Raw genomic sequence first — 18138 nt, 5'->3', positions numbered from 1 at the left:
AATTTTAGATTTTAAAAGTACAAAACGCTTTTGAATTAATCATAAGTAGTTTAAAATACATTTTTGTTACACTTGTTTATTGTTTGCAAGGTAGGAGGATTGTTTTTTTTGGTATAAACTACAAAGCTGATAAAGTGTTTTATATAATTACTTTTTAAATTTACATAATTATCATATTTGTTTAGTTTTTGTAATTTTAATTTAATAAAATTCATAATATTTTGATAAATATTTAATTTTATTTAAAAAATGTGTTACATTTGGCAGATAACATTAACAATTGAGATTATGAAAAATACACAATTATTATTCGGAATAGCATTTGTTGCGATGGGATTTGTTTCATGTAAAGATGAAAAAGCAGCACAAGCAGAAAAAACTATTGATACCTATGTAGCGTATGTAGATTCAATAAAAAATGTAACTGTAGAAAATGCTAAAACCAATTGGAACACAATTGAAGACAAGTATAAAATAGAATCTGAGAAAGCAGAATTGGCTTTGGCTGACATCAAAGAAAATGCAAAAGCTCAGGAAAGAATTGAAGCTAGTAAAGCTAAATATGAGGCTTTTAAAGCAGAACTTACCGCCCTTACTGCCCCAAATCCAAAACAAAAAATGCGTGATGCTTTATTTGGAGAAGGAAAAATTGGAAATGACATGAATTTTGATTGGGTAAATGCCAAAAACATTCTTAGTGTTTATCAACAATTTGTAGATACTGCCCAAAAGAATAAAGACAGTTATTCCCGAGAAGACTGGGATGAAGTTAAAATGATGTACGAAGCACTAGATAGTCGTAAAAATACTGTTGAAAAAGAAGGGCTTACGGCGGAAGATAATAGAAAAATTGCTGGGTTGAAATTGAAGTTTGCACCAATGTATACATTAAATAGAATGGGAGCAAAATCTGAAGAAACCGCTGAAGCGAAAAAGTAAGTTAATTGAGTATTTTATATTAGAATTAGGTTGAATTTTGAATTTTGAATGAAATGGCAGTCAGGAATGATTGCCATTTTTTTATGCCCTGATAATAAAATGTTCTTTTTCTTGTTCGCGTCTAAAAAACACGAATCCCCATTGAAACGTATCGATGGTAACTTTTACTCTTGGATGATTTTTTATGATTCCCCAGGCTTCTTCCATTTCTGGAGACCAATGAATGTCGTCGAAAATCCAAACGGTATCATTAGTAATTGTTGGAAGTAAAAAATCAAAATAATCTAAAGTTGCTTTTTTAGAATGATTGCCATCAAAATAAACTAATTGATAATTAGTAGCTGATAATTGATAATTGTTCAGATAACTTTCAAATTCGGTTACAATTGATTCTACATTATTATAATTAAATTGTTGCAACCCGTTTCTGGCTGCCAATGCTGTTGCAAAGCAACCTTCGAGTGTTGTAACTTTTGCTTTTGGAGCGCCTAAGGCTAGGGCAGAGGTTGCTAATCCTAAAGAAGTTCCTATTTCCAGAATAGTGTCAGGTTTAAAATAGGCTGTAATTCGGAATAGTAATTCGGCTCTTTTAGGCGAAATTCCAGCTGTTTTGGCAATCTTAGAGATTTGTCTGGTATTACTTTTAAAAACTCTGGAACCAGCGCCAAAGTCAGTCACTTCGATCGTATTTTTATTTTGTAAAAAGGATTTTCGATAAGCTCTCAAAATGGCATATTCGGGTTTTGTTTTTCTGTCATAAAAACATTTAGTCAATAAATTAAACACAAAAGGCGAATGCACAGCATGTTCATTTTTGGAGTTCCAAAGGAATTTAAGGTATGATTTTATTTGAAATAACATAAGGGGTTTTGCAAAGTAGGTGCGAAGATACAAAAAAGTCGAAAGTCTAAAAGTCAAAGGTCATAAAGTTAGAAGTGAAAGGGGAGAAGTTGGAAATAAAAAGAGGAGACTTTATGACTTTCAAACTTTCGACTTTCAGACTATAAAAAGCCTATATTTGCGCACTTTTAAAATTGAGCTAATAGTAATATGCATTTTTTATGATGACGAAGGAAGAAATAGAAATTAAGAATACAATAACTTCGGAAGAAATAGACCGATGTATTGCTGTTTTGGCACAATTAAATACTGATACAGATCAAATATTTGATATTCCTAAAGAGCAAAGAATAGCATTGATTAAAGAAGCAGGTATGTTTTCCAGACCAGACAGAGGTGAGTTTTCCAGACGAGTTAAGGATGGGAAAGAAGCTGCAAAGCGTAAAAAGGAAAAGAAAGATAAAACGGCTCGTAAAGAAACCGGAATTCGTCATGCTCGTGAAGCAAGTATATTTGTTGCGCCAAAATTATTGGCTTATAATGATCTTGCTCATAAGGAACAATTGGAATTAGAAACGCCTAGAAATTGTTATGTATGTAAAACGGGGTTTACAAAGATGCACCACTTTTACGATACAATGTGTACCGATTGTGGTGATTTTAATTATGCTAAACGTTTCCAGACCGCAGATGTAAAAGGGCAAGTAGCTGTTATAACGGGCTCTCGTTTAAAAATTGGGTATCATATTACTTTGATGCTTTTGCGTGGCGGAGCAACCGTTATTGCAACAACTCGTTTTCCTGTAGATTCTGCCTTGCGATTTTCTAAAGAAGAAGATTTCATGGAATGGGGACATCGCTTAAAAATTCACGGATTAGATTTACGACATATTCCTAGTGTGGAGATTTTCTGTAATTTTATTGAGCAAAAGTACGAACGATTGGATATTCTTATCAATAATGCTGCGCAAACAGTGAGACGTCCGGCTGGATTTTATACACATTTAATGGAAAATGAAGAGCGTGCAATAAGTTCTTTGCCTAAACAAGCACAAGAATTATTGCTAGATCATACTAATTGTTTGGATGAATTGAAGGTATTGACTTCTGGAGCTTCTTCTAACCAGAATATGCCTGTAACCTGGCACGGACCTGAACCAGGTATTGGTTTACGTGCTTCGGCTAAATTATCTCAGATTCCTTATTCTTTTGATAATGCGCTTGTAACAAATGAAGTTTTTCCGGAAGGGGAACTCGATGCGGATTTACAACAAGTAGATTTACGAAAAACAAATAGCTGGCGTTTAAGATTAGGACAAATAGAAACAACCGAGATGATCGAGGTTCAATTGGTGAATTCTGTTGCGCCTTTTGTTTTATGCAATCGCCTTTCGGAAGTAATGAAGAAAGATAATACGGGTAAAAAACACATTATAAATGTTTCGGCTATGGAAGGAAAGTTTCATCGCTTTTTTAAAGAAGACCGTCACCCACATACCAATATGGCAAAAGCTGCTTTGAATATGTTAACACATACCTCATCGGGAACATTGGCAAAACATGGTATTTTTATGAATGCTGTAGATACAGGTTGGGTAACCGACGAAGATCCTGCCGAATTAGCCAAAAAGAAACAAGAACTAGAAGATTTTCAGCCACCGCTTGATATTGTAGATGGTGCTGCACGTGTAATGGATCCTTTATTCGACGGAATCAATACAGGAAAACACTGGTGCGGAAAATTTTTAAAAGATTATAATCCTATTCCTTGGTAGAATTAGTTTTCAGTCTCGGTCACAGTCTCAGTTTTTTACTTCATAATGAAAAAAGCCACAACAGAATTAAATTTTGTTATGGCTTTTTTGTTTGAATAGATGATGCTCTCTAAATTACAATTTGTTATTTCTTGATTTCCAGTTTCATTTTTAAAATAGGATAATCTTTTCCTTCATCATCTTTGTCGGTTCTGTCGTATGGTAGAAAACCAAATTTGGAATAAAAATTAATCGCATTATGATTTTGCTCGTTAACATCCACTTTGTTAACATCAAGTTCATTGATAGCAAAATTCATCAATGTTTTGCCAAAACCTTTTCCTATATGTTCTGGAGCTAAAAATAACATCTCGATTTTATTCTCTGCAATACCAATAAAGCCAAGAACTGTATCAGCTTCTGTTAGACAAAATACGGGGAAAGAGTTAAAATCGATAGATGATACGATTTTTTTGTAATAATCAATATCAGATGGAACTAGGAAATCATGTGTGGCACGAACGGAATTTTCCCAAACAAGAATCATCTGTTCTTTAAATTTATCATTGTAAGGTTGTATTTCAGTCTTCATTTTATGTTTTTAGAATAGTTGTTTTATAAAATAAAACCACAACAGAATTAGATCTTTGTTGTGGTTTTGTTATTTAATTAAAGCTAGGCTTTTAGTATTTTTTTTCAGAGTTTAATAAATAAACAGTGAAGCAGTAACTTAGTTTATTGAAATTAATTTAATGTCAAAAATAAGTACAGAACCACCTGGGATAGAACTATAATCATTGTCTCCGTATCCTAAATGAGCAGGAACAATAAGTGTACCGCTGCCTCCAGTTTTAAAATAAGGAATACCTTCTGTCCATCCTTTTATAACTTGATCTAAGCCAAAAGAAATTCCAGCGCTACTTTCGTCAAATACTTTTCCATCGATAAATGAGCCTTTATATGCTACAGTTACATTAGAGGTTGGGGTTGGCTGTGCTCCAGTTCCAGGTTCGTTAATTATATAATACAAACCAGATTCAGTTCTATGTGCATCCAATTTATTTTTAGCTACATAATCTTTGATTTGCTGCTCATTTTTGGCAACATTGTCAACTACAACATCAGTATTTTCTGTTTTTTTGTTTTTAGCACAAGAGATAAAAAGTGTTAAGGCTAATAATGCAGGTATAAGGTGTTTCATGTATAGTGTTTTTTTAAGGTGTAAAGATAACAAAATTTAGATGTTTTATTTTTTTTGACTTATTTACAAATAATGTATTCATAATATGGTCTAGCTCCCATAGGCAGAACTATGAATGTACCTTTGTTAGACAATGTCATCGTAAAATCATTATCATATTCTTCATTTGCAACTGCATTAAGGAATATGATTTTTCGTGTTTTTAATTTTTTAGATTGTATTTCTATGTCTCCAATTTCATAATTTTTAAATACGAAGGGTTTATCTTTAAAGTCCCAGTAGGTAAATTCTTTTTTACTAAAATCCAAATAGGACTCATTTTGGGAATCACAGAATTTCTGATGTTCTGCAATGTAGTTTTCGATATCTTTTTTGGAATCAAAAGGGATGAAAGCTGTTTTAGGGTCACTATAGGCAACGTCATCTGTGTAATCATAAGACAATCCTACTAGCTTTTTCTTCTCTTTTGTAATTGCAAAATAAAAATTATAAATTCGTTTTCCCTCTACATCCATAGCTAATGCTCTGTAATTGCATTTATCTTCCAAAGCATGATGAGACTTAAAAACGCTATCCGAAAGGTTTACATAACCATTGTCAAAATCGGAAAGCTTGAACTTGTTTACATATTTTTCATAAAAAAAGCCTGTTTTTTCAAATTGGGTGTCTCCTAAATATGTTGGGAATTTTTCAGAAGAAATGTTTGTATGGATTTTAGATTCAAACCATTCTATGTAATCCATTTTAGTGGTAAAAATTATTATAGGATATGGTCCGTCATAAAGAAATTCGACTAGACCATCTTTTTTATCAATGAACTTATTTATCTCTTTTTCTTTATTGCTATTAAATGCTTTTATGAAGTCTTGAAAAAAGATATTTAATTCTGTTTCTGGTATTTCTTCAGGAGTTGTACTTATTTCTTTGGGAGTATTTGGTTGTGTTGTATTTGAGATAGTTTTTTTAGGCGAATCACTTTTGATTAAAAAAAATAAAAGAACAATCACTGCTAACGCAAAACCTATAATTATGGTTAATTTTAAAATCTTATTTTTTGATTCCATTTTATATTATAAAGTGTTGTTAATCCTTGTTTAAGGCATTGGTATTTTGTTTTTACTTTTGCTAAAATAGGAATTTACTATTGTAAATAATTAAAAACGACTTTTGTTTTTTAGCATTATTTCTTGTTAATTTCTATTGGCTTTGAGCCAAAAAAAGAACCTCAACATTTTTAGTTTTTTTTACTAAAAAATATTGAGGTTGTATAATATAAAATCTTGCTTTATTCCCCTTCGGGGTTAAGGGAATTACCCTTCAATCTTAGCAGAAAGTTCAAACCAGCGTTCTTCTTTTTGATCTATTTTATTAATGATGTTTTGCAACTCATTAGCTTTTTTCTCAATATCAGCGTCAGCTACTTTTCCGTCAGAGAATAATTGCTCAATTTTAGTTTTATCTATCTCTAAGTCTTTAATTTCTCTTTCTAGTTTTTGATATTCCTTTTGCTCATTAAAAGTTAGGTTTCCAGTAGGATTGTTTTGTTTCCAATCTTTCTTATCGGCTTTGTTTTCTTCTTTTTGAGCTACATCGGCACTATCTTCATACGCTCTAAAATCGGAGTAGTTTCCTGGGAAATCCTCAACAACACCTTGTCCTCTAAAAATGAATAAGTGATCCACAATTTTATCCATAAAGTATCTATCGTGAGAAACTACTAATAAACATCCAGGATAATCCAAAAGGAAACTTTCAAGAACGTTTAATGTTACGATATCCAAATCGTTTGTAGGCTCATCCAGAATAAGGAAGTTAGGATTCTGAATTAAAACGGTACATAAATACAAACGTTTTAATTCTCCACCACTTAATCTGTCTACAAAATCATATTGTTTTTTTGCATCAAAAAGGAAACGCTCTAATAATTGTGATGCCGAAATAATCTTACCTTTCATCAACGGAATGTATTCTCCGTATTCCTTAATAACATCGATAACACGTTGTCCTGGTTTTGGGTTGATTCCGCTTTGCGTATAATATCCAATCTTAATTGTTTCTCCAACAACAACTTTTCCAGAATCTAACGGAAGTGTTCCTGTCAATAAATTAAGGAAAGTCGATTTTCCAGTTCCGTTTTTACCAATAATTCCGATACGTTCTCCACGTTGGAAATCGAAACTGAAATTATCTAAAATAACGTGATCCTTGAATTTTTTAGAAATTTTGTGAAGCTCGATGATCTTGCTTCCCATACGTTCCATATTAATTTCAAGCTCGACTTTATTTTCGCGACGACGGCTTTGTGCTTTTTCTTTAATTACATAAAAGTCATCCTGACGAGATTTAGATTTTGTCGTTCTCGCTTTTGGCTGGCGACGCATCCATTCTAATTCTTTTACAAATAAGTTTTGGGCTTTATCTACACTTGAGTTTTCAGAAGCAATTCGCTCTTCTTTTTTCTCTAAGTAATAAGAATAATTTCCTTTGTATTGGTATAATTTTCCGTTGTCTAGTTCTATGATTTCATTACAAACACGCTCTAGGAAGAAACGGTCGTGCGTTACCATAAATAAGGTAATGTTTTCTTTGGCAAAATAACTCTCTAACCATTCGATCATTTCTAGATCTAAGTGATTGGTAGGCTCATCCAGAATTAATAAATCAGGACGATTGATAAGAATAATGGCTAATGATAAACGTTTTTTCTGACCTCCAGAAAGACTTTTTACTTTAAGTTTAAAGTTCTCTAGTTTTAGTTTAAAGAGAATTTGTTTGTATTGCGTTTCGAAATCCCAAGCATTATGTTGATCCATTCCGTCAAAAGCTTTTTGATATGCTTCTTCATCCTCTGGATTTTCTAATGCTTTTTCGTAAGCTTCAATAACTTTTAGGGTTTCATTATCCGAAGCAAATATGCTTTCTTCGATAGTAAGCTCTTCTTGCAAATTATTGTTTTGCGAAAGAAAAGCCATTCTGATTCCTTTCCTTAAAACTACCTGACCTGTATCTGGTTCTTCTAAACCATTGATAATACTCATGATAGTTGTTTTTCCAGAGCCGTTTTTGGCAATGAAAGCAATTTTTTGATCCTTATTGATTCCAAAAGAAATGTTGTCAAATAAGGTTCTTTCGCCAAATGACTTGGATATATTTTCTACAGATAAGTAATTCATGGTGTTCTAGTGCTTTATGTCAAGCTTTTATGTTTGCTAAAATTATGAGGTCTCTAATTGAGTCTCTAATTTTAAATAGGAGTCAAAAACGACGGTGCAAAGATAGCTTTTTGAAGCAAACAAAAAAAGGGGCTTTTGCACTATCTTTTTTGTTAAAATTTTAGTAATTCCCTGACTTAATATCTTTTCTGTTTTTAGATGATTTTGGTGTTTTATTTCCATCTGATTATATGTTGAGTCAACTTTTTAGTTTAGTCATCTATAAAATTACTAGTGGAATTTTTTGTTTATTAATTTCATAACTTTATATCTTGTTGATACAGTCGAATTATTAATTTGTATCACTTGTTTGAAAAAAGCTAAATAGTATATAACGTATAAATATTAATATGGATCAATCGCAAAATGTTACTGATTACCCAAACAATAACACTATTTTCATGGTTTGGAGTTTTAAAGATCAGGCAGATATTAAGCCTGCATTTGAGAAACTTTGTTCATTGGTTAGTAATTTAAATAATTCTTATACGATAAGAATTCCAAATGGACGAAGTAGTTGCGTAATGGGTGTGGGGCATGATGCATGGATAAGGCTTGGTTTACCAACACCTTTGCCAAAGGAATTGGTTAATTTTGAGCCTATCATAGGAGATAAGCATACAGCAAAAGCTACTGGAGGAGATTTCCATTTTCATTTAAGGGCTCAAAATGTGGCTATTTGTTTTGATATGGCTATAGCTATTACAAATGTTTTAGAATCTGTGGCAGAGTGTCAGGAAGAAGTTCATGGATTCAGGTATTGGGATGGTCGTTCTATTATTGGTTTTGTTGATGGTACAGAAAATCCGATAGGAGACGAAAGGCAATTTTTTGCAGTAGTAGGCGATGAGGATTCTGCTTATAAAGGAGGGAGTTATTTATTTGTTCAGAAATATTTCCATAACATGAAAAATTGGGAAAATTTATCAACAGAAGATCAGGAGAAAGTAATCGGCAGATCTAAAATGAATGATATTGAAATGGCAGACGATGTAAAACCTACAAACTCTCATAGCGCTCTTACTGCTATTACAGATGAAGAGGGTAATGAACTTAAAATTGTACGAGATAATATGCCTTTTGGAAATCCTTCTAAAGGAGAAGTTGGGACATATTTTATTTCTTATGCTAGTAAATTTAGCACTACCAGAAAAATGCTGGAAAATATGTTCATCGGTAATCCGCCAGGAAATTATGATAGAATATTGGATTTTAGTACAGCAGAAACGGGAACATTATTTTTTGTACCAACCTTAGATTTATTAGACCAATATTCTGCGGATTCTTAAGTTTTATCATTAAACCTCATCAATTACAATTGATTTATTCTCTCGTAAATTTTTGGGTCATGTTTTTTTATTTTAATTTTTACATATTTTGATGCTGGCATATTACTGTCTTTTACAACATTATTAACGGAAACTAAAACGTTGGTTTCAGGGAAATAGGTAACCGTATTTTTTTGAGGTATTTGATAAGAAACAATGATAAATAAAGGTGCAATTCTCTCGATATTATCATCATAGTTAAACAAATCGACTTTATCACCCGCTTTTAGTCCAGCTTGTTCAATATCAATTTGATTCATGAATATTACCCGACGTTCGTTTTTTATACCGCGATAACGATCGTCAAGACCGTAGATTGTTGTGTTAAACTGGTCGTGCGTGCGGGTTGTTGCCATCATATATTCATCGGAAGCAAGTACATTCTTTGGTACAGCAGTTAATGTAAATGGTGCGCGATCTCCAAATTCTTTAGTAATAAATTGTCCATCACGTGCAGCATTAGGCAAATAAAAACCTCCTTTTTCTCGAACTCTTACATTATAATCTTCAAAACCCGGAATGCATTTTTCGATATCATCTCTCACAGCATCATAACTATCATGATATTGCTGCCAGTTAATAACCGATTTGTTTCCTAATGTTGCCATGGCCATTTTGCAGACAATTTGGGTTTCGTTAATTAGATTATCAGATACTGGTTTAAGCATTCCTTTTGAGGATTGTACTACACCCATAGAGTTTTCGGTAGTTATAAATTGTATTTCACCATTAACCATATCAATATCACTTCGGGACAGGGTAGGTAATATGATGGCTTCTTGCCCATGAATAAGATGAGTACGATTAAGTTTTGTAGATACACAAACTGTTAAATTAAGTTTTCTTATAGCATTGGCAGTGTAAGTTGTATCTGGTGTTGCCGATAAAAAATTACCGCCCATACAAAAAAGTAATTTTACTTTTTCTTCATGCATTGCTTTGATAGCTCTAACAACATCATATCCGTGTTTACGAGGAGGATTGAATCCGTAAAATGCCTGTAAGCGATCTAGTTGTTCATCAGTAGGCTTTTCATCAATCATCATGGTTCTATTCCCTTGAACATTACTATGTCCACGTACAGGACAAACACCAGCACTGGGTTTACCAATACTTCCTTTAAGTAACAGGATGTTGAGGATTTCTCTAATCATATCTACGCCGTTGGGTTGTTGTGTAAGCCCCATTCCCCAACAAACAATAATTCGTTTTTTGAATGCTAAAATTTCAGCAGCTTCATAAATTACTTCTTTAGAAACACCAGAAAGTATAGCAAGATCATCTAGATTGTAATCATCAAATTGTTTAAGGAACGCATCATATCCTGTCGTTTTTTCTTTGATGAAATCATAATCAAAAACTTTCCTAGGGTTTTTCTTTTCAAATTCAATTAATATAATTTCAATAGCTTTTAGCAAAGCCATATCTCCATTTATTTTTACTGGCAAAAAAAGATCAGCTAGTTTGACGCCATTGCTAAGAATTCCGCTAATTTCCTGCGGATTTCTAAATCCCATTAATCCAGCTTCTGGCAAAGGATTGATTGCAATAATTTTTGCTCCGTTCTTTTTACCTTTTGATAAGGCACTCATCATCCTTGGCGCATTGGTTCCCGGATTTTGTCCGATAATTACAATGACATCAGTATCATAAAAATCATCTAAAGTAACTGTCCCTTTTCCAATTCCTATGGTTGGTCTTAATGCAGATCCAGATGTTTCGTGGCACATATTCGAACAATCCGGCATATTATTGGTACCGTATTCTTTTGCAAAAAGTTGGTAAAGAAAAGAGGTTTCATTACTTGTTCTCCCTGAGGTATAAAAAGCTGCCTGATCTGGAGATTCTAATGCGTTAAGATGTTCGGCTATTTTTAGGAAGGCATTATCCCAACTTATAGGCTGGTAATGTGTGCCATTTTTAGGTAGATACATAGGATCAGTCAATCGTCCCATTTTACCAATTTGATAATCGTCTAATTTAGCAAGATCATAAACTGAATTTTCCTTAAAAAAGTCAGCTGCAACTTTTTTGGTTGTAGCTTCTTCGGCTAATGCTTTAGCTCCATTTTCGCAGTATTCGCCTAATGGAGATCGCTCATCGTCAGGATCAGGCCATGCACAACTAGGACAGTCAAAACCTCCAACCTGATTCATCTTAAATAGTGCTTTTGTTCCTCTTACGAGAGTTTTTTCTTCGATAAGATCGCTAAAAGCTGCTATAACAGCAGGAACACCTGCCGCCCAATCTTCTACTTTTGTTAGTTTTAGGTCTAAAAGTCTATACGGATTTTCAGCGTCTGGTACTTTTTTATTTTTATCGTCTTGATCTTCTTTCATGGCTGCTGCATTTAATTATTATGAGAACCTTGTATTGATACCTTGTCACAAGTATTGTATATATTAAATCTATCTTCTTTAAGAAATCCCAGAAGCGTAATATTGAATTCTTTGGCTAATTCTACTGCAAGACTTGATGGAGCGCCAATTGCAATAACAATGGATATACCTGCCATAGCTGCTTTTTGAATTAATTCAAAACTGGCTCTTCCGCTAAGAAGTAAAATATGGTTGTTTAATGGCAATAAGTTTGCAACTAATGCACTACCGATTAATTTATCTAAAGCATTATGCCTTCCTACATCTTCTTGTAAACAGATGAGGTCTCCATCAATAGAAAAAAGACCTGATGCATGAATACCTCCAGTTGCAGCAAAATCACTTTGGGCTGTTTTTAATTTTTGAGGTAATTGATATAATACATCTACAGAAAGATTTAGCTTTGGTTTGTCTATAGCGCTAAAAGAACTAACTGTTTTTATAGATTCAATAGAGCTTTTTCCGCAAACTCCACAACTAGATGTTGTATAAAAATTCCGATCTGATTGCATTAGATTTGGGATGAAATCTTCTTTAAATTCTACCTGAATACTATTTTTCTTTTGCAATTTGCATTCTGTTTGTAAATGGCTAACGTCTTTTACAACCTCGAAGGATGAAATAATTCCTTCGGTGAATAGAAAACCTAGAGCAAGTTCCGGATCGTTACCAGGAGTTCGCATGGTCACAGAAATGTTTTTTTGTATTCTTTGATTTTCTGCTCCGTATAGTATTCTTATTTCCAAAGGTTCTTCTACAGAAAGAATGTCTGATACTGATGAACTTTTAAAACCATTGACCTTTCTAATTAGTATCTCCTTAACGGAAACTAATTCCAAATTATTCATTTCCATGTAAGTTGATTATAAAAGATACGTAAATTTAATAAAAATAATGATTGAAAAAGACGCTGCTCTTTTTGTAATTAGATCATGATTTTTTTGAATTAAATAAAAAAAAGATAGTTTTAGACTATTGTGTGGACGGAAATATTATAAATAAATTTTGAACACGAATTGCACGAATTTGCACAAATTTTAATGAATAATTTAGTTTGTGAAATTAATTCCACAAACTAATTCGTGTCAATTCGTGTTTACTTCTTGTAGTTATGTCCAGACGGTATCACTTTGGATTATCTTTTAGATTGGGTTTTCATCTGTTTATTCTTCTGGAAATAGATGTATTTATTAAATTCTTATGTATTCCAAACACCAGTTTTGGATGTTAACTGTGCGTATGTAGTAAAATCTTTTGGTTTTCTGCCAAGGATTTTTTCAATATCATTGGTGACACTTGAATTTCTTCCGTCGAGTACTTGCTCAAAGAGATAGTTTACTAACCAAATATAATCTTCGGGTAATTGATATTCTTGTAACATTTGGTTGTATTGTTCTAAAGTCAAAGCTTCAAAAGTAATGTCTCTATTTGTTGCTTTGGCAATTTCAGCGACAGCCTGCTTAAATGTTAGTAGTTGCGGACCTGTAAGCTCATAGGTTTGTCCGTTGTGAATATCATACAAAAGTGATTCGACCACTACATCGGCAATGTCATCTGCATCTGTAAATGGTTCTAGTGCTTCGGCTCTGGGTAAGGCTACAACTCCTGAAAGAATAGGTTCTAGAAAGAAACTCTCGCTAAAGTTTTGATTAAACCAACTTGCTCTTACAATTGTCCAATGTTTGGCAGTCGCTTTTACAATTTCTTCACAAATTTGAGCTTCTTTTTCGCCTCTGCCAGATAATAAAACCATTTTTTGTACGCCATTTTGTACTGCAAATTTGGTAAATCTCCTGATTGTATCTTCAGCTGAGGGAATGGCTAAATCTGGTTGAAAAGTAATATAAACTGAATCGATGTCTTTAATAACTGCCGCCCATGATTCAGGATTTTCCCAATCGAAGGGAATTTTTTCATTTCGTGAACCCAAGCGAGTTTTTACGTTAGTTATCTTTTTTAATCTTTCGACTACTCTGCGACCTGTTTTTCCTGTTGCACCAAGTATTAAAATTTTCTTTGTGTTCATATCAATATTTTTTAAGTGAATACTGATACAAAGGTGTTTGTATTATAACTAAATCATTTGTCTTAAAAGAATTATGATTTGTTTGAAAAGAATTGTTGGTTTATTTTAATTCCTTAAAAACATTCCCCATGATTTTTAATCCTTCGGTAAGTTCTTCTTTATTTAAAGAACCATAACCAAGTCTGATGCAATTAGAAGGTTGATTATCTAAATAAAAACTATTAGGAGGTACAATTTGAACTCCTTTTTGCTTCAATAGTGCAATATATTGGATGAGGTTTATTGGCTCATTAAATTTTATCCAAAAAGCCAATCCTCCTGCAGGTTTATGAAAGCTAATTGCATCTCCAAAATTTTCATGTAAGCAGGATTCCATTATGTCACGTCTTTCTTTGTAAATAGCCACTACTTTACGAGAATGCCTTTTGATAGTTCCATCTTCCATTAATTCGGCTATGGCGTGTTCCAAGATAGTATCTCCTTGGCGGTCTATTTGTACACGGAGGTTTACCAAAGAATCCATAAAAGCTGCTGGTCCTGTTACGTAACCTACACGTATAGCTGGTGCTAAGAGTTTACTTAACGAACTAATATAAATAACATTATCTGATTTTTCATTACTTGCCAATGCTAGATTATTTCCTATTCCAAAATGGTATTCGTGGTCATAATCATCTTCGATTATGGCAAAATTATATTTTAAGGAAAGTTCGAGTAATTGTATTCTTCGTCCCGCTTTCATAGTAATCGTGGTGGGAAATTGATGATGTGGCGTAACGTATACTGCCTTGATTTTTGTTTTGCGACATAACTCTTCAAGTGCATCAACATTGATTCCGTCTTTGTCTATTTCGACTGTTTTTACGATAGCTCCTGTTTCACGGAATATCTTTTGTACGGCATAATATCCGGGATTTTCGACAACTACTGTATCGCCAGGTTTAATAAGAACTTTGGCAACAAGATATATTGCCATCTGGCTTCCACGGGTTACACAAATGTTATCAGGATTTACATTAAGTCCTCTATCACGAGAAAGCATTAAGGAGAGCATTTCCCGGAGTTTGTAATCTCCTTTTTCACTGCTATAACCTAGTAATCCCCATTTTCCTTTGCGTTGAAAGATACGTTTGTATGCTCTGGATAACTCGTTGAGCGGGACAAGTCGTGTATCTGGACCTCCTTCATTAAAAACAATTCGGCTTCCTTCAAGAGCATGGTCTGTAAGATAAAAAGGATTGTAATGAATATGTTCAAAAGTACTTGTCTTTTTTGATGAGTTGGTTTGGTGTTTCTTTATCAAAGGCAAGTTCTGGGATATATATGTTCCAGATTTGTGTTTGCTCTCTAGCCATCCTTCTTCAATAAGTGCTTCGTAAGCAAAAACAACCGTTTTTCGGTTTACTCCAATATCTTCGGCCAGAACTCTGCTGCCTGGTAAAGGTGTTCCTCTTTCTAGTCTTCCTTTAATAATTTCTTTTCGGATTACTTCGCTTATTTGCTCCACCAAAGTTTGGTCGGAATTAAACGAAATATTAAAAATAGTCTTCCAGGTTCTTAGCATCTGTTCTTTTATTTATTAAAAAAAGGAATGGCCTTTTGGTTCAAAATTAGCCTTTTTATGGTTATTACGTATTTATATCTGGACCTATTTATTTGTAAAAACTGGATTAATTAAATACTCCTGTAATAAATGATATTTGCTCTTTTATAAATCATTAATAAAATTTTAAATTATGAAACACATTGAAATTGCTACGTTAGACCATTTGGATGAATTTGCAGAATTGTTTGATAGTTACCGTGTTTTTTATAGACAAGAATCGAATGTCGAAATAGGGAAAGCTTTTCTTAAAGAACGAATCAGTAATAATGAAACGACTACATTTTTAATCAAAGCCGATGGTAAGTTTGTAGGTTTTGCACAATTGTACTCTTTATATCATTATAAGGCATTACAACGACAATGGTTGTTAAGTGATTTATTTGTTGCACCCGATTTTCGAGGTAGAGGTTTTTCTAAAGATTTAATCGATAGATGTAAGCAATTTTGTGATGAAACTGATGCTTGTGGTTTATTATTGGAAACCGAAAAGACAAATGAAATTGGTAATATCCTGTATCCTAAATGTGGTTTCGAATTAGACCAAGACCATAACTATTACAATTGGTGGAAGAACGCTTAATAAGCGTGTTGTATATAACATGTAAGTATAAAATGAGCTGTCTCTGAATAATTGGAGCAGCTCTTTTTGTATTTGTCTTATTTTAAGAACTTAAAATTTTCTTAAAAAAATAAAAATATCAATGTAACATAATGAGCTTAGCCTCGTCATACTAAATAGATAAAGTATTTATTATGAGTGCAAAAGAGATTAATACTAGCGGATTTGAAGATTTTAAGATAAATGTGAGAATCAAACTTTCGGCTTTATGGGCTTCGGTTATGTTTTGTTATATCTATGGAGATTATTTTTCTCTTTATGTTCCTAACAAAATTCAGGGTTTTGTAAGTGGCGATAATATGCTTGATAATCCGATAAAATTGTTTGCCGCAACGATACTTATGGTAATTCCATCTTTGATGATTTTTTTGTCAATACTATTAAAACCTAAACTAGCCAGATTACTAAATATAATCTTCGGAATTATTTATACAGGAATTATGTTATTAATTGCAGCAACTACACTTGCTCCGTGGTGGGCTTTTTATGTTTTTTTGGCACTGGTAGAAAGTGTGATTACGGTATTAATTGTTTGGCAGGCGTATAAGTGGCCTAGATTGATATAATTTGCAGATTAGACCTAACAGGTTTTTATCCCGAAGCTTCGGGACTGTTAGGTCTTCTTAAATTAAATACCTATAAGGTCAAAAAAAAGACCTTGCAGGATGAAGATTAATTAAGATAAATAAAGAAATAATGGAAAATCAGATAGAAGTTTCGAATAAGAAGATGGCAAGAATTGCAGGTTTGTTATATCTCGTTGTTGTCTTAACTGGGATTATTAGCTTGGCTTATATTCCGTCAAAATTGATTGTTTGGGATAATGCTGCGACAACTTTTAATAACATTGTAAATTCTCAATTTCTTTTTAAACTTGGGATTGTGAGTGGTTTAATATGTTATACTTTCTTTATATTTCTTCCTCTTGCTTTATACAGATTACTCAAACCGGTTAATAAAATTTATGCTCAAGCGATGGTTGTTTTAGCGGTTGTAAGTGTACCAATATCTTTTGTAAATATGCTTAATAAGTTTGCTGTACTCTCGCTGGTTAGTGATGCAAGTCTTCAGAAAGTGTATACAAATGAGCAATTACAAAATCAGGTCTTGTTTTATCTTAATCAATATGATTATGGGAATTTAATCGTTCAGATTTTCTGGGGTTTGTGGTTGTTTCCTTTTGGTTATTTGGTTTATAAATCAGGATTTTTGCCTAGAATTTTAGGCATTTTTTTGATGTTGGGTTGCTTTAGTTATCTCATAAACTTTTTAGGTTTCTCTTTATTGTCTAATTACGCTGAGTTTGGAATTTCTTCTATCGTAAGATTGCCGGCAAGTATTGGCGAAATAGGAACTTGTTTGTGGCTATTGATAATGGGAGCAAAGAATAAACCTGTAGTTAATTAATAAAAATGATTTTTGGTTAACGATTTTTGATTCCTTTTGCTGGCGCGAGCGTCCCGCTCGTGAACACAATCAAAATTAGGTTTGTATTTATCTATGCTTTGTAGATTTTAATATTGTTGTTTAGCTTCATGTTCACGAGCGGGACGCTCGCGCTAGCTTGTGATTAATGAAAAATGAGTAAGATTTTTGATTAACAATTTTTGATTTCAGAAGTATGAAACCTTTAATGCCAAATGTATTAGCCCAGATAGTAACGGCATCCTTTTCTTTGTTTCTTTAACAAAGAAAAGATAGAGTGGATAGCTGGAAATAGCTCCTTAAAATGATACTTTATAAAGCAAAAAAAATCCACTTTAGGGTTAGTAAAGTGGATTTTTGATAAATGGGTTTTAATTAATTTTTTGCTTGTTCGTTATCTTTCATAAACTTCTGGAAATTCTCTTCGGATGCAAAATAAGCGACATTTCCTTCTTCGTTTAATGACACAATATATGCCGAGGCTTTATCGATTTTTTCTCCTGTAAATGGGTCTGTTGCTTTGCGAACGCTTTCGTCGCTCGGAATACGTTCTACGCACATGGCGCAACATCCGTAGTACATTTTTCCATCATAGGGAACTTCCATTTGCTTTTTCTCCATGTGTTTGTCATTAACCATACATACCTCATCGTTGGGAACGTGTTTTGCTATGTTAGGAATATTTTGTTGCACTGGTATTTCTTGCGGAGTTTGTGCCGTGATTTGTTCTTTGGCTTCTTTGTCTTTGCAAGAAATTAATACGGCTGCAATTGCGACTATAATTAGGTATTTACTATATGTTTTCATGAT

General features: G+C 33.1%; 16 protein-coding genes. 6 read left to right on the top strand and 10 right to left on the bottom strand.

Annotated elements, in window-relative coordinates; genetic code table 11:
• Positions 1–288 precede the first annotated feature (288 nt).
• Positions 289–939 carry a DUF6565 domain-containing protein gene (locus OA93_RS01140; RefSeq protein ID WP_039111574.1) on the top strand — a complete coding sequence of 217 codons (651 nt, stop codon included), beginning with the start codon at positions 289–291 and terminating at the stop codon, positions 937–939.
• Positions 940–1020: 81 nt separating this feature from the next.
• Here the strand turns inward: OA93_RS01140 and OA93_RS01135 are convergent, their stop codons facing one another.
• The gene (locus tag OA93_RS01135; protein WP_039111240.1) at positions 1021–1800 is read right to left on the bottom strand and encodes a class I SAM-dependent methyltransferase; all 780 of its coding nucleotides are present in this window, start codon (positions 1798–1800) and stop codon (positions 1021–1023) included.
• A 203-nt stretch (positions 1801–2003) separates the two neighbouring features.
• Between OA93_RS01135 and OA93_RS01125 the strand changes: the two genes are divergently transcribed.
• Complete coding sequence (locus OA93_RS01125; protein ID WP_039111238.1) at positions 2004–3554, top strand: SDR family oxidoreductase; 1551 nt, start codon at positions 2004–2006, stop codon at positions 3552–3554.
• A 124-nt stretch (positions 3555–3678) separates the two neighbouring features.
• Here the strand turns inward: OA93_RS01125 and OA93_RS01120 are convergent, their stop codons facing one another.
• The 4 genes from OA93_RS01120 to OA93_RS01105 form a co-directional block, all read right to left on the bottom strand.
• A complete protein-coding gene (locus tag OA93_RS01120) occupies positions 3679–4125 on the bottom strand; it encodes a GNAT family N-acetyltransferase (protein ID WP_052249974.1) in 447 nt (148 codons plus the stop codon).
• 138 nt (positions 4126–4263) lie between these two features.
• The gene (locus OA93_RS01115) at positions 4264–4734 is read right to left on the bottom strand and encodes an FKBP-type peptidyl-prolyl cis-trans isomerase (protein WP_039111237.1); all 471 of its coding nucleotides are present in this window, start codon (positions 4732–4734) and stop codon (positions 4264–4266) included.
• A gap of 59 nt (positions 4735–4793) precedes the next feature.
• Positions 4794–5798 (bottom strand): hypothetical protein, encoded by a 1005-nt coding sequence (locus OA93_RS01110; RefSeq protein WP_039111236.1) that lies wholly within the window; start codon positions 5796–5798, stop codon positions 4794–4796.
• Between the two features lie 246 nt (positions 5799–6044).
• Complete coding sequence (locus OA93_RS01105; protein WP_039111235.1) at positions 6045–7907, bottom strand: ABC-F family ATP-binding cassette domain-containing protein; 1863 nt, start codon at positions 7905–7907, stop codon at positions 6045–6047.
• Positions 7908–8296: 389 nt separating this feature from the next.
• On the opposite strand from OA93_RS01105, the gene OA93_RS01100 reads away from it, so the two are divergent.
• A complete protein-coding gene (locus OA93_RS01100) occupies positions 8297–9235 on the top strand; it encodes a Dyp-type peroxidase (RefSeq protein WP_039111234.1) in 939 nt (312 codons plus the stop codon).
• A 23-nt stretch (positions 9236–9258) separates the two neighbouring features.
• Here the strand turns inward: OA93_RS01100 and OA93_RS01095 are convergent, their stop codons facing one another.
• From OA93_RS01095 to OA93_RS01080, 4 genes are all read right to left on the bottom strand, one after another.
• The gene (locus OA93_RS01095; RefSeq protein ID WP_039111232.1) at positions 9259–11613 is read right to left on the bottom strand and encodes an FdhF/YdeP family oxidoreductase; all 2355 of its coding nucleotides are present in this window, start codon (positions 11611–11613) and stop codon (positions 9259–9261) included.
• Positions 11614–11624: 11 nt separating this feature from the next.
• Entirely contained in the window at positions 11625–12506 is an 882-nt protein-coding gene (fdhD, locus tag OA93_RS01090) for a formate dehydrogenase accessory sulfurtransferase FdhD (RefSeq protein ID WP_039111231.1), read from the bottom strand.
• Between the two features lie 344 nt (positions 12507–12850).
• Positions 12851–13678, bottom strand: a complete 828-nt coding sequence (locus OA93_RS01085; protein WP_039111229.1) for an NAD(P)H-binding protein — start codon at positions 13676–13678, stop codon at positions 12851–12853.
• A gap of 100 nt (positions 13679–13778) precedes the next feature.
• Positions 13779–15242 (bottom strand): PLP-dependent aminotransferase family protein, encoded by a 1464-nt coding sequence (locus tag OA93_RS01080; RefSeq protein ID WP_039111228.1) that lies wholly within the window; start codon positions 15240–15242, stop codon positions 13779–13781.
• 172 nt (positions 15243–15414) lie between these two features.
• Here OA93_RS01080 and OA93_RS01075 point away from each other — a divergent pair, with 172 nt between their 5' ends.
• The 3 genes from OA93_RS01075 (at position 15415) to OA93_RS01065 (ending at position 17310) form a co-directional block, all read left to right on the top strand.
• A complete protein-coding gene (locus OA93_RS01075) occupies positions 15415–15864 on the top strand; it encodes a GNAT family N-acetyltransferase (protein ID WP_039111227.1) in 450 nt (149 codons plus the stop codon).
• 173 nt (positions 15865–16037) lie between these two features.
• Positions 16038–16469 carry a DUF6326 family protein gene (locus tag OA93_RS01070; RefSeq protein ID WP_039111226.1) on the top strand — a complete coding sequence of 144 codons (432 nt, stop codon included), beginning with the start codon at positions 16038–16040 and terminating at the stop codon, positions 16467–16469.
• A gap of 130 nt (positions 16470–16599) precedes the next feature.
• A complete protein-coding gene (locus tag OA93_RS01065; RefSeq protein WP_052259332.1) occupies positions 16600–17310 on the top strand; it encodes a DUF4386 domain-containing protein in 711 nt (236 codons plus the stop codon).
• A 393-nt stretch (positions 17311–17703) separates the two neighbouring features.
• Here the strand turns inward: OA93_RS01065 and OA93_RS01060 are convergent, their stop codons facing one another.
• Positions 17704–18135 (bottom strand): hypothetical protein, encoded by a 432-nt coding sequence (locus OA93_RS01060; RefSeq protein WP_039111225.1) that lies wholly within the window; start codon positions 18133–18135, stop codon positions 17704–17706.
• Positions 18136–18138: the final 3 nt, after the last annotated feature.

Origin of the sequence: Flavobacterium sp. KMS (assembly GCF_000813005.1) — a bacterium.
Taxonomy (GTDB): Bacteria; Bacteroidota; Bacteroidia; order Flavobacteriales; family Flavobacteriaceae; genus Flavobacterium.
This window is presented reverse-complemented; position numbering and strand designations above follow the sequence as displayed.

Bases quoted from the DNA above. Each gene is read 5' to 3' on its own strand.
- OA93_RS01140 (WP_039111574.1), top strand. From the start codon at position 289: ATGAAAAATACACAATTATTATTCGGAATAGCATTTGTTGCGATGGGA.
- OA93_RS01135 (WP_039111240.1), bottom strand. From the start codon at position 1,800: ATGTTATTTCAAATAAAATCATACCTTAAATTCCTTTGGAACTCCAAA.
- OA93_RS01125 (WP_039111238.1), top strand. From the start codon at position 2,004: ATGACGAAGGAAGAAATAGAAATTAAGAATACAATAACTTCGGAAGAA.
- OA93_RS01120 (WP_052249974.1), bottom strand. From the start codon at position 4,125: ATGAAGACTGAAATACAACCTTACAATGATAAATTTAAAGAACAGATG.
- OA93_RS01115 (WP_039111237.1), bottom strand. From the start codon at position 4,734: ATGAAACACCTTATACCTGCATTATTAGCCTTAACACTTTTTATCTCT.
- OA93_RS01110 (WP_039111236.1), bottom strand. From the start codon at position 5,798: ATGGAATCAAAAAATAAGATTTTAAAATTAACCATAATTATAGGTTTT.
- OA93_RS01105 (WP_039111235.1), bottom strand. From the start codon at position 7,907: ATGAATTACTTATCTGTAGAAAATATATCCAAGTCATTTGGCGAAAGA.
- OA93_RS01100 (WP_039111234.1), top strand. From the start codon at position 8,297: ATGGATCAATCGCAAAATGTTACTGATTACCCAAACAATAACACTATT.
- OA93_RS01095 (WP_039111232.1), bottom strand. From the start codon at position 11,613: ATGAAAGAAGATCAAGACGATAAAAATAAAAAAGTACCAGACGCTGAA.
- fdhD (WP_039111231.1), bottom strand. From the start codon at position 12,506: ATGGAAATGAATAATTTGGAATTAGTTTCCGTTAAGGAGATACTAATT.
- OA93_RS01085 (WP_039111229.1), bottom strand. From the start codon at position 13,678: ATGAACACAAAGAAAATTTTAATACTTGGTGCAACAGGAAAAACAGGT.
- OA93_RS01080 (WP_039111228.1), bottom strand. From the start codon at position 15,242: ATGCTAAGAACCTGGAAGACTATTTTTAATATTTCGTTTAATTCCGAC.
- OA93_RS01075 (WP_039111227.1), top strand. From the start codon at position 15,415: ATGAAACACATTGAAATTGCTACGTTAGACCATTTGGATGAATTTGCA.
- OA93_RS01070 (WP_039111226.1), top strand. From the start codon at position 16,038: ATGAGTGCAAAAGAGATTAATACTAGCGGATTTGAAGATTTTAAGATA.
- OA93_RS01065 (WP_052259332.1), top strand. From the start codon at position 16,600: ATGGAAAATCAGATAGAAGTTTCGAATAAGAAGATGGCAAGAATTGCA.
- OA93_RS01060 (WP_039111225.1), bottom strand. From the start codon at position 18,135: ATGAAAACATATAGTAAATACCTAATTATAGTCGCAATTGCAGCCGTA.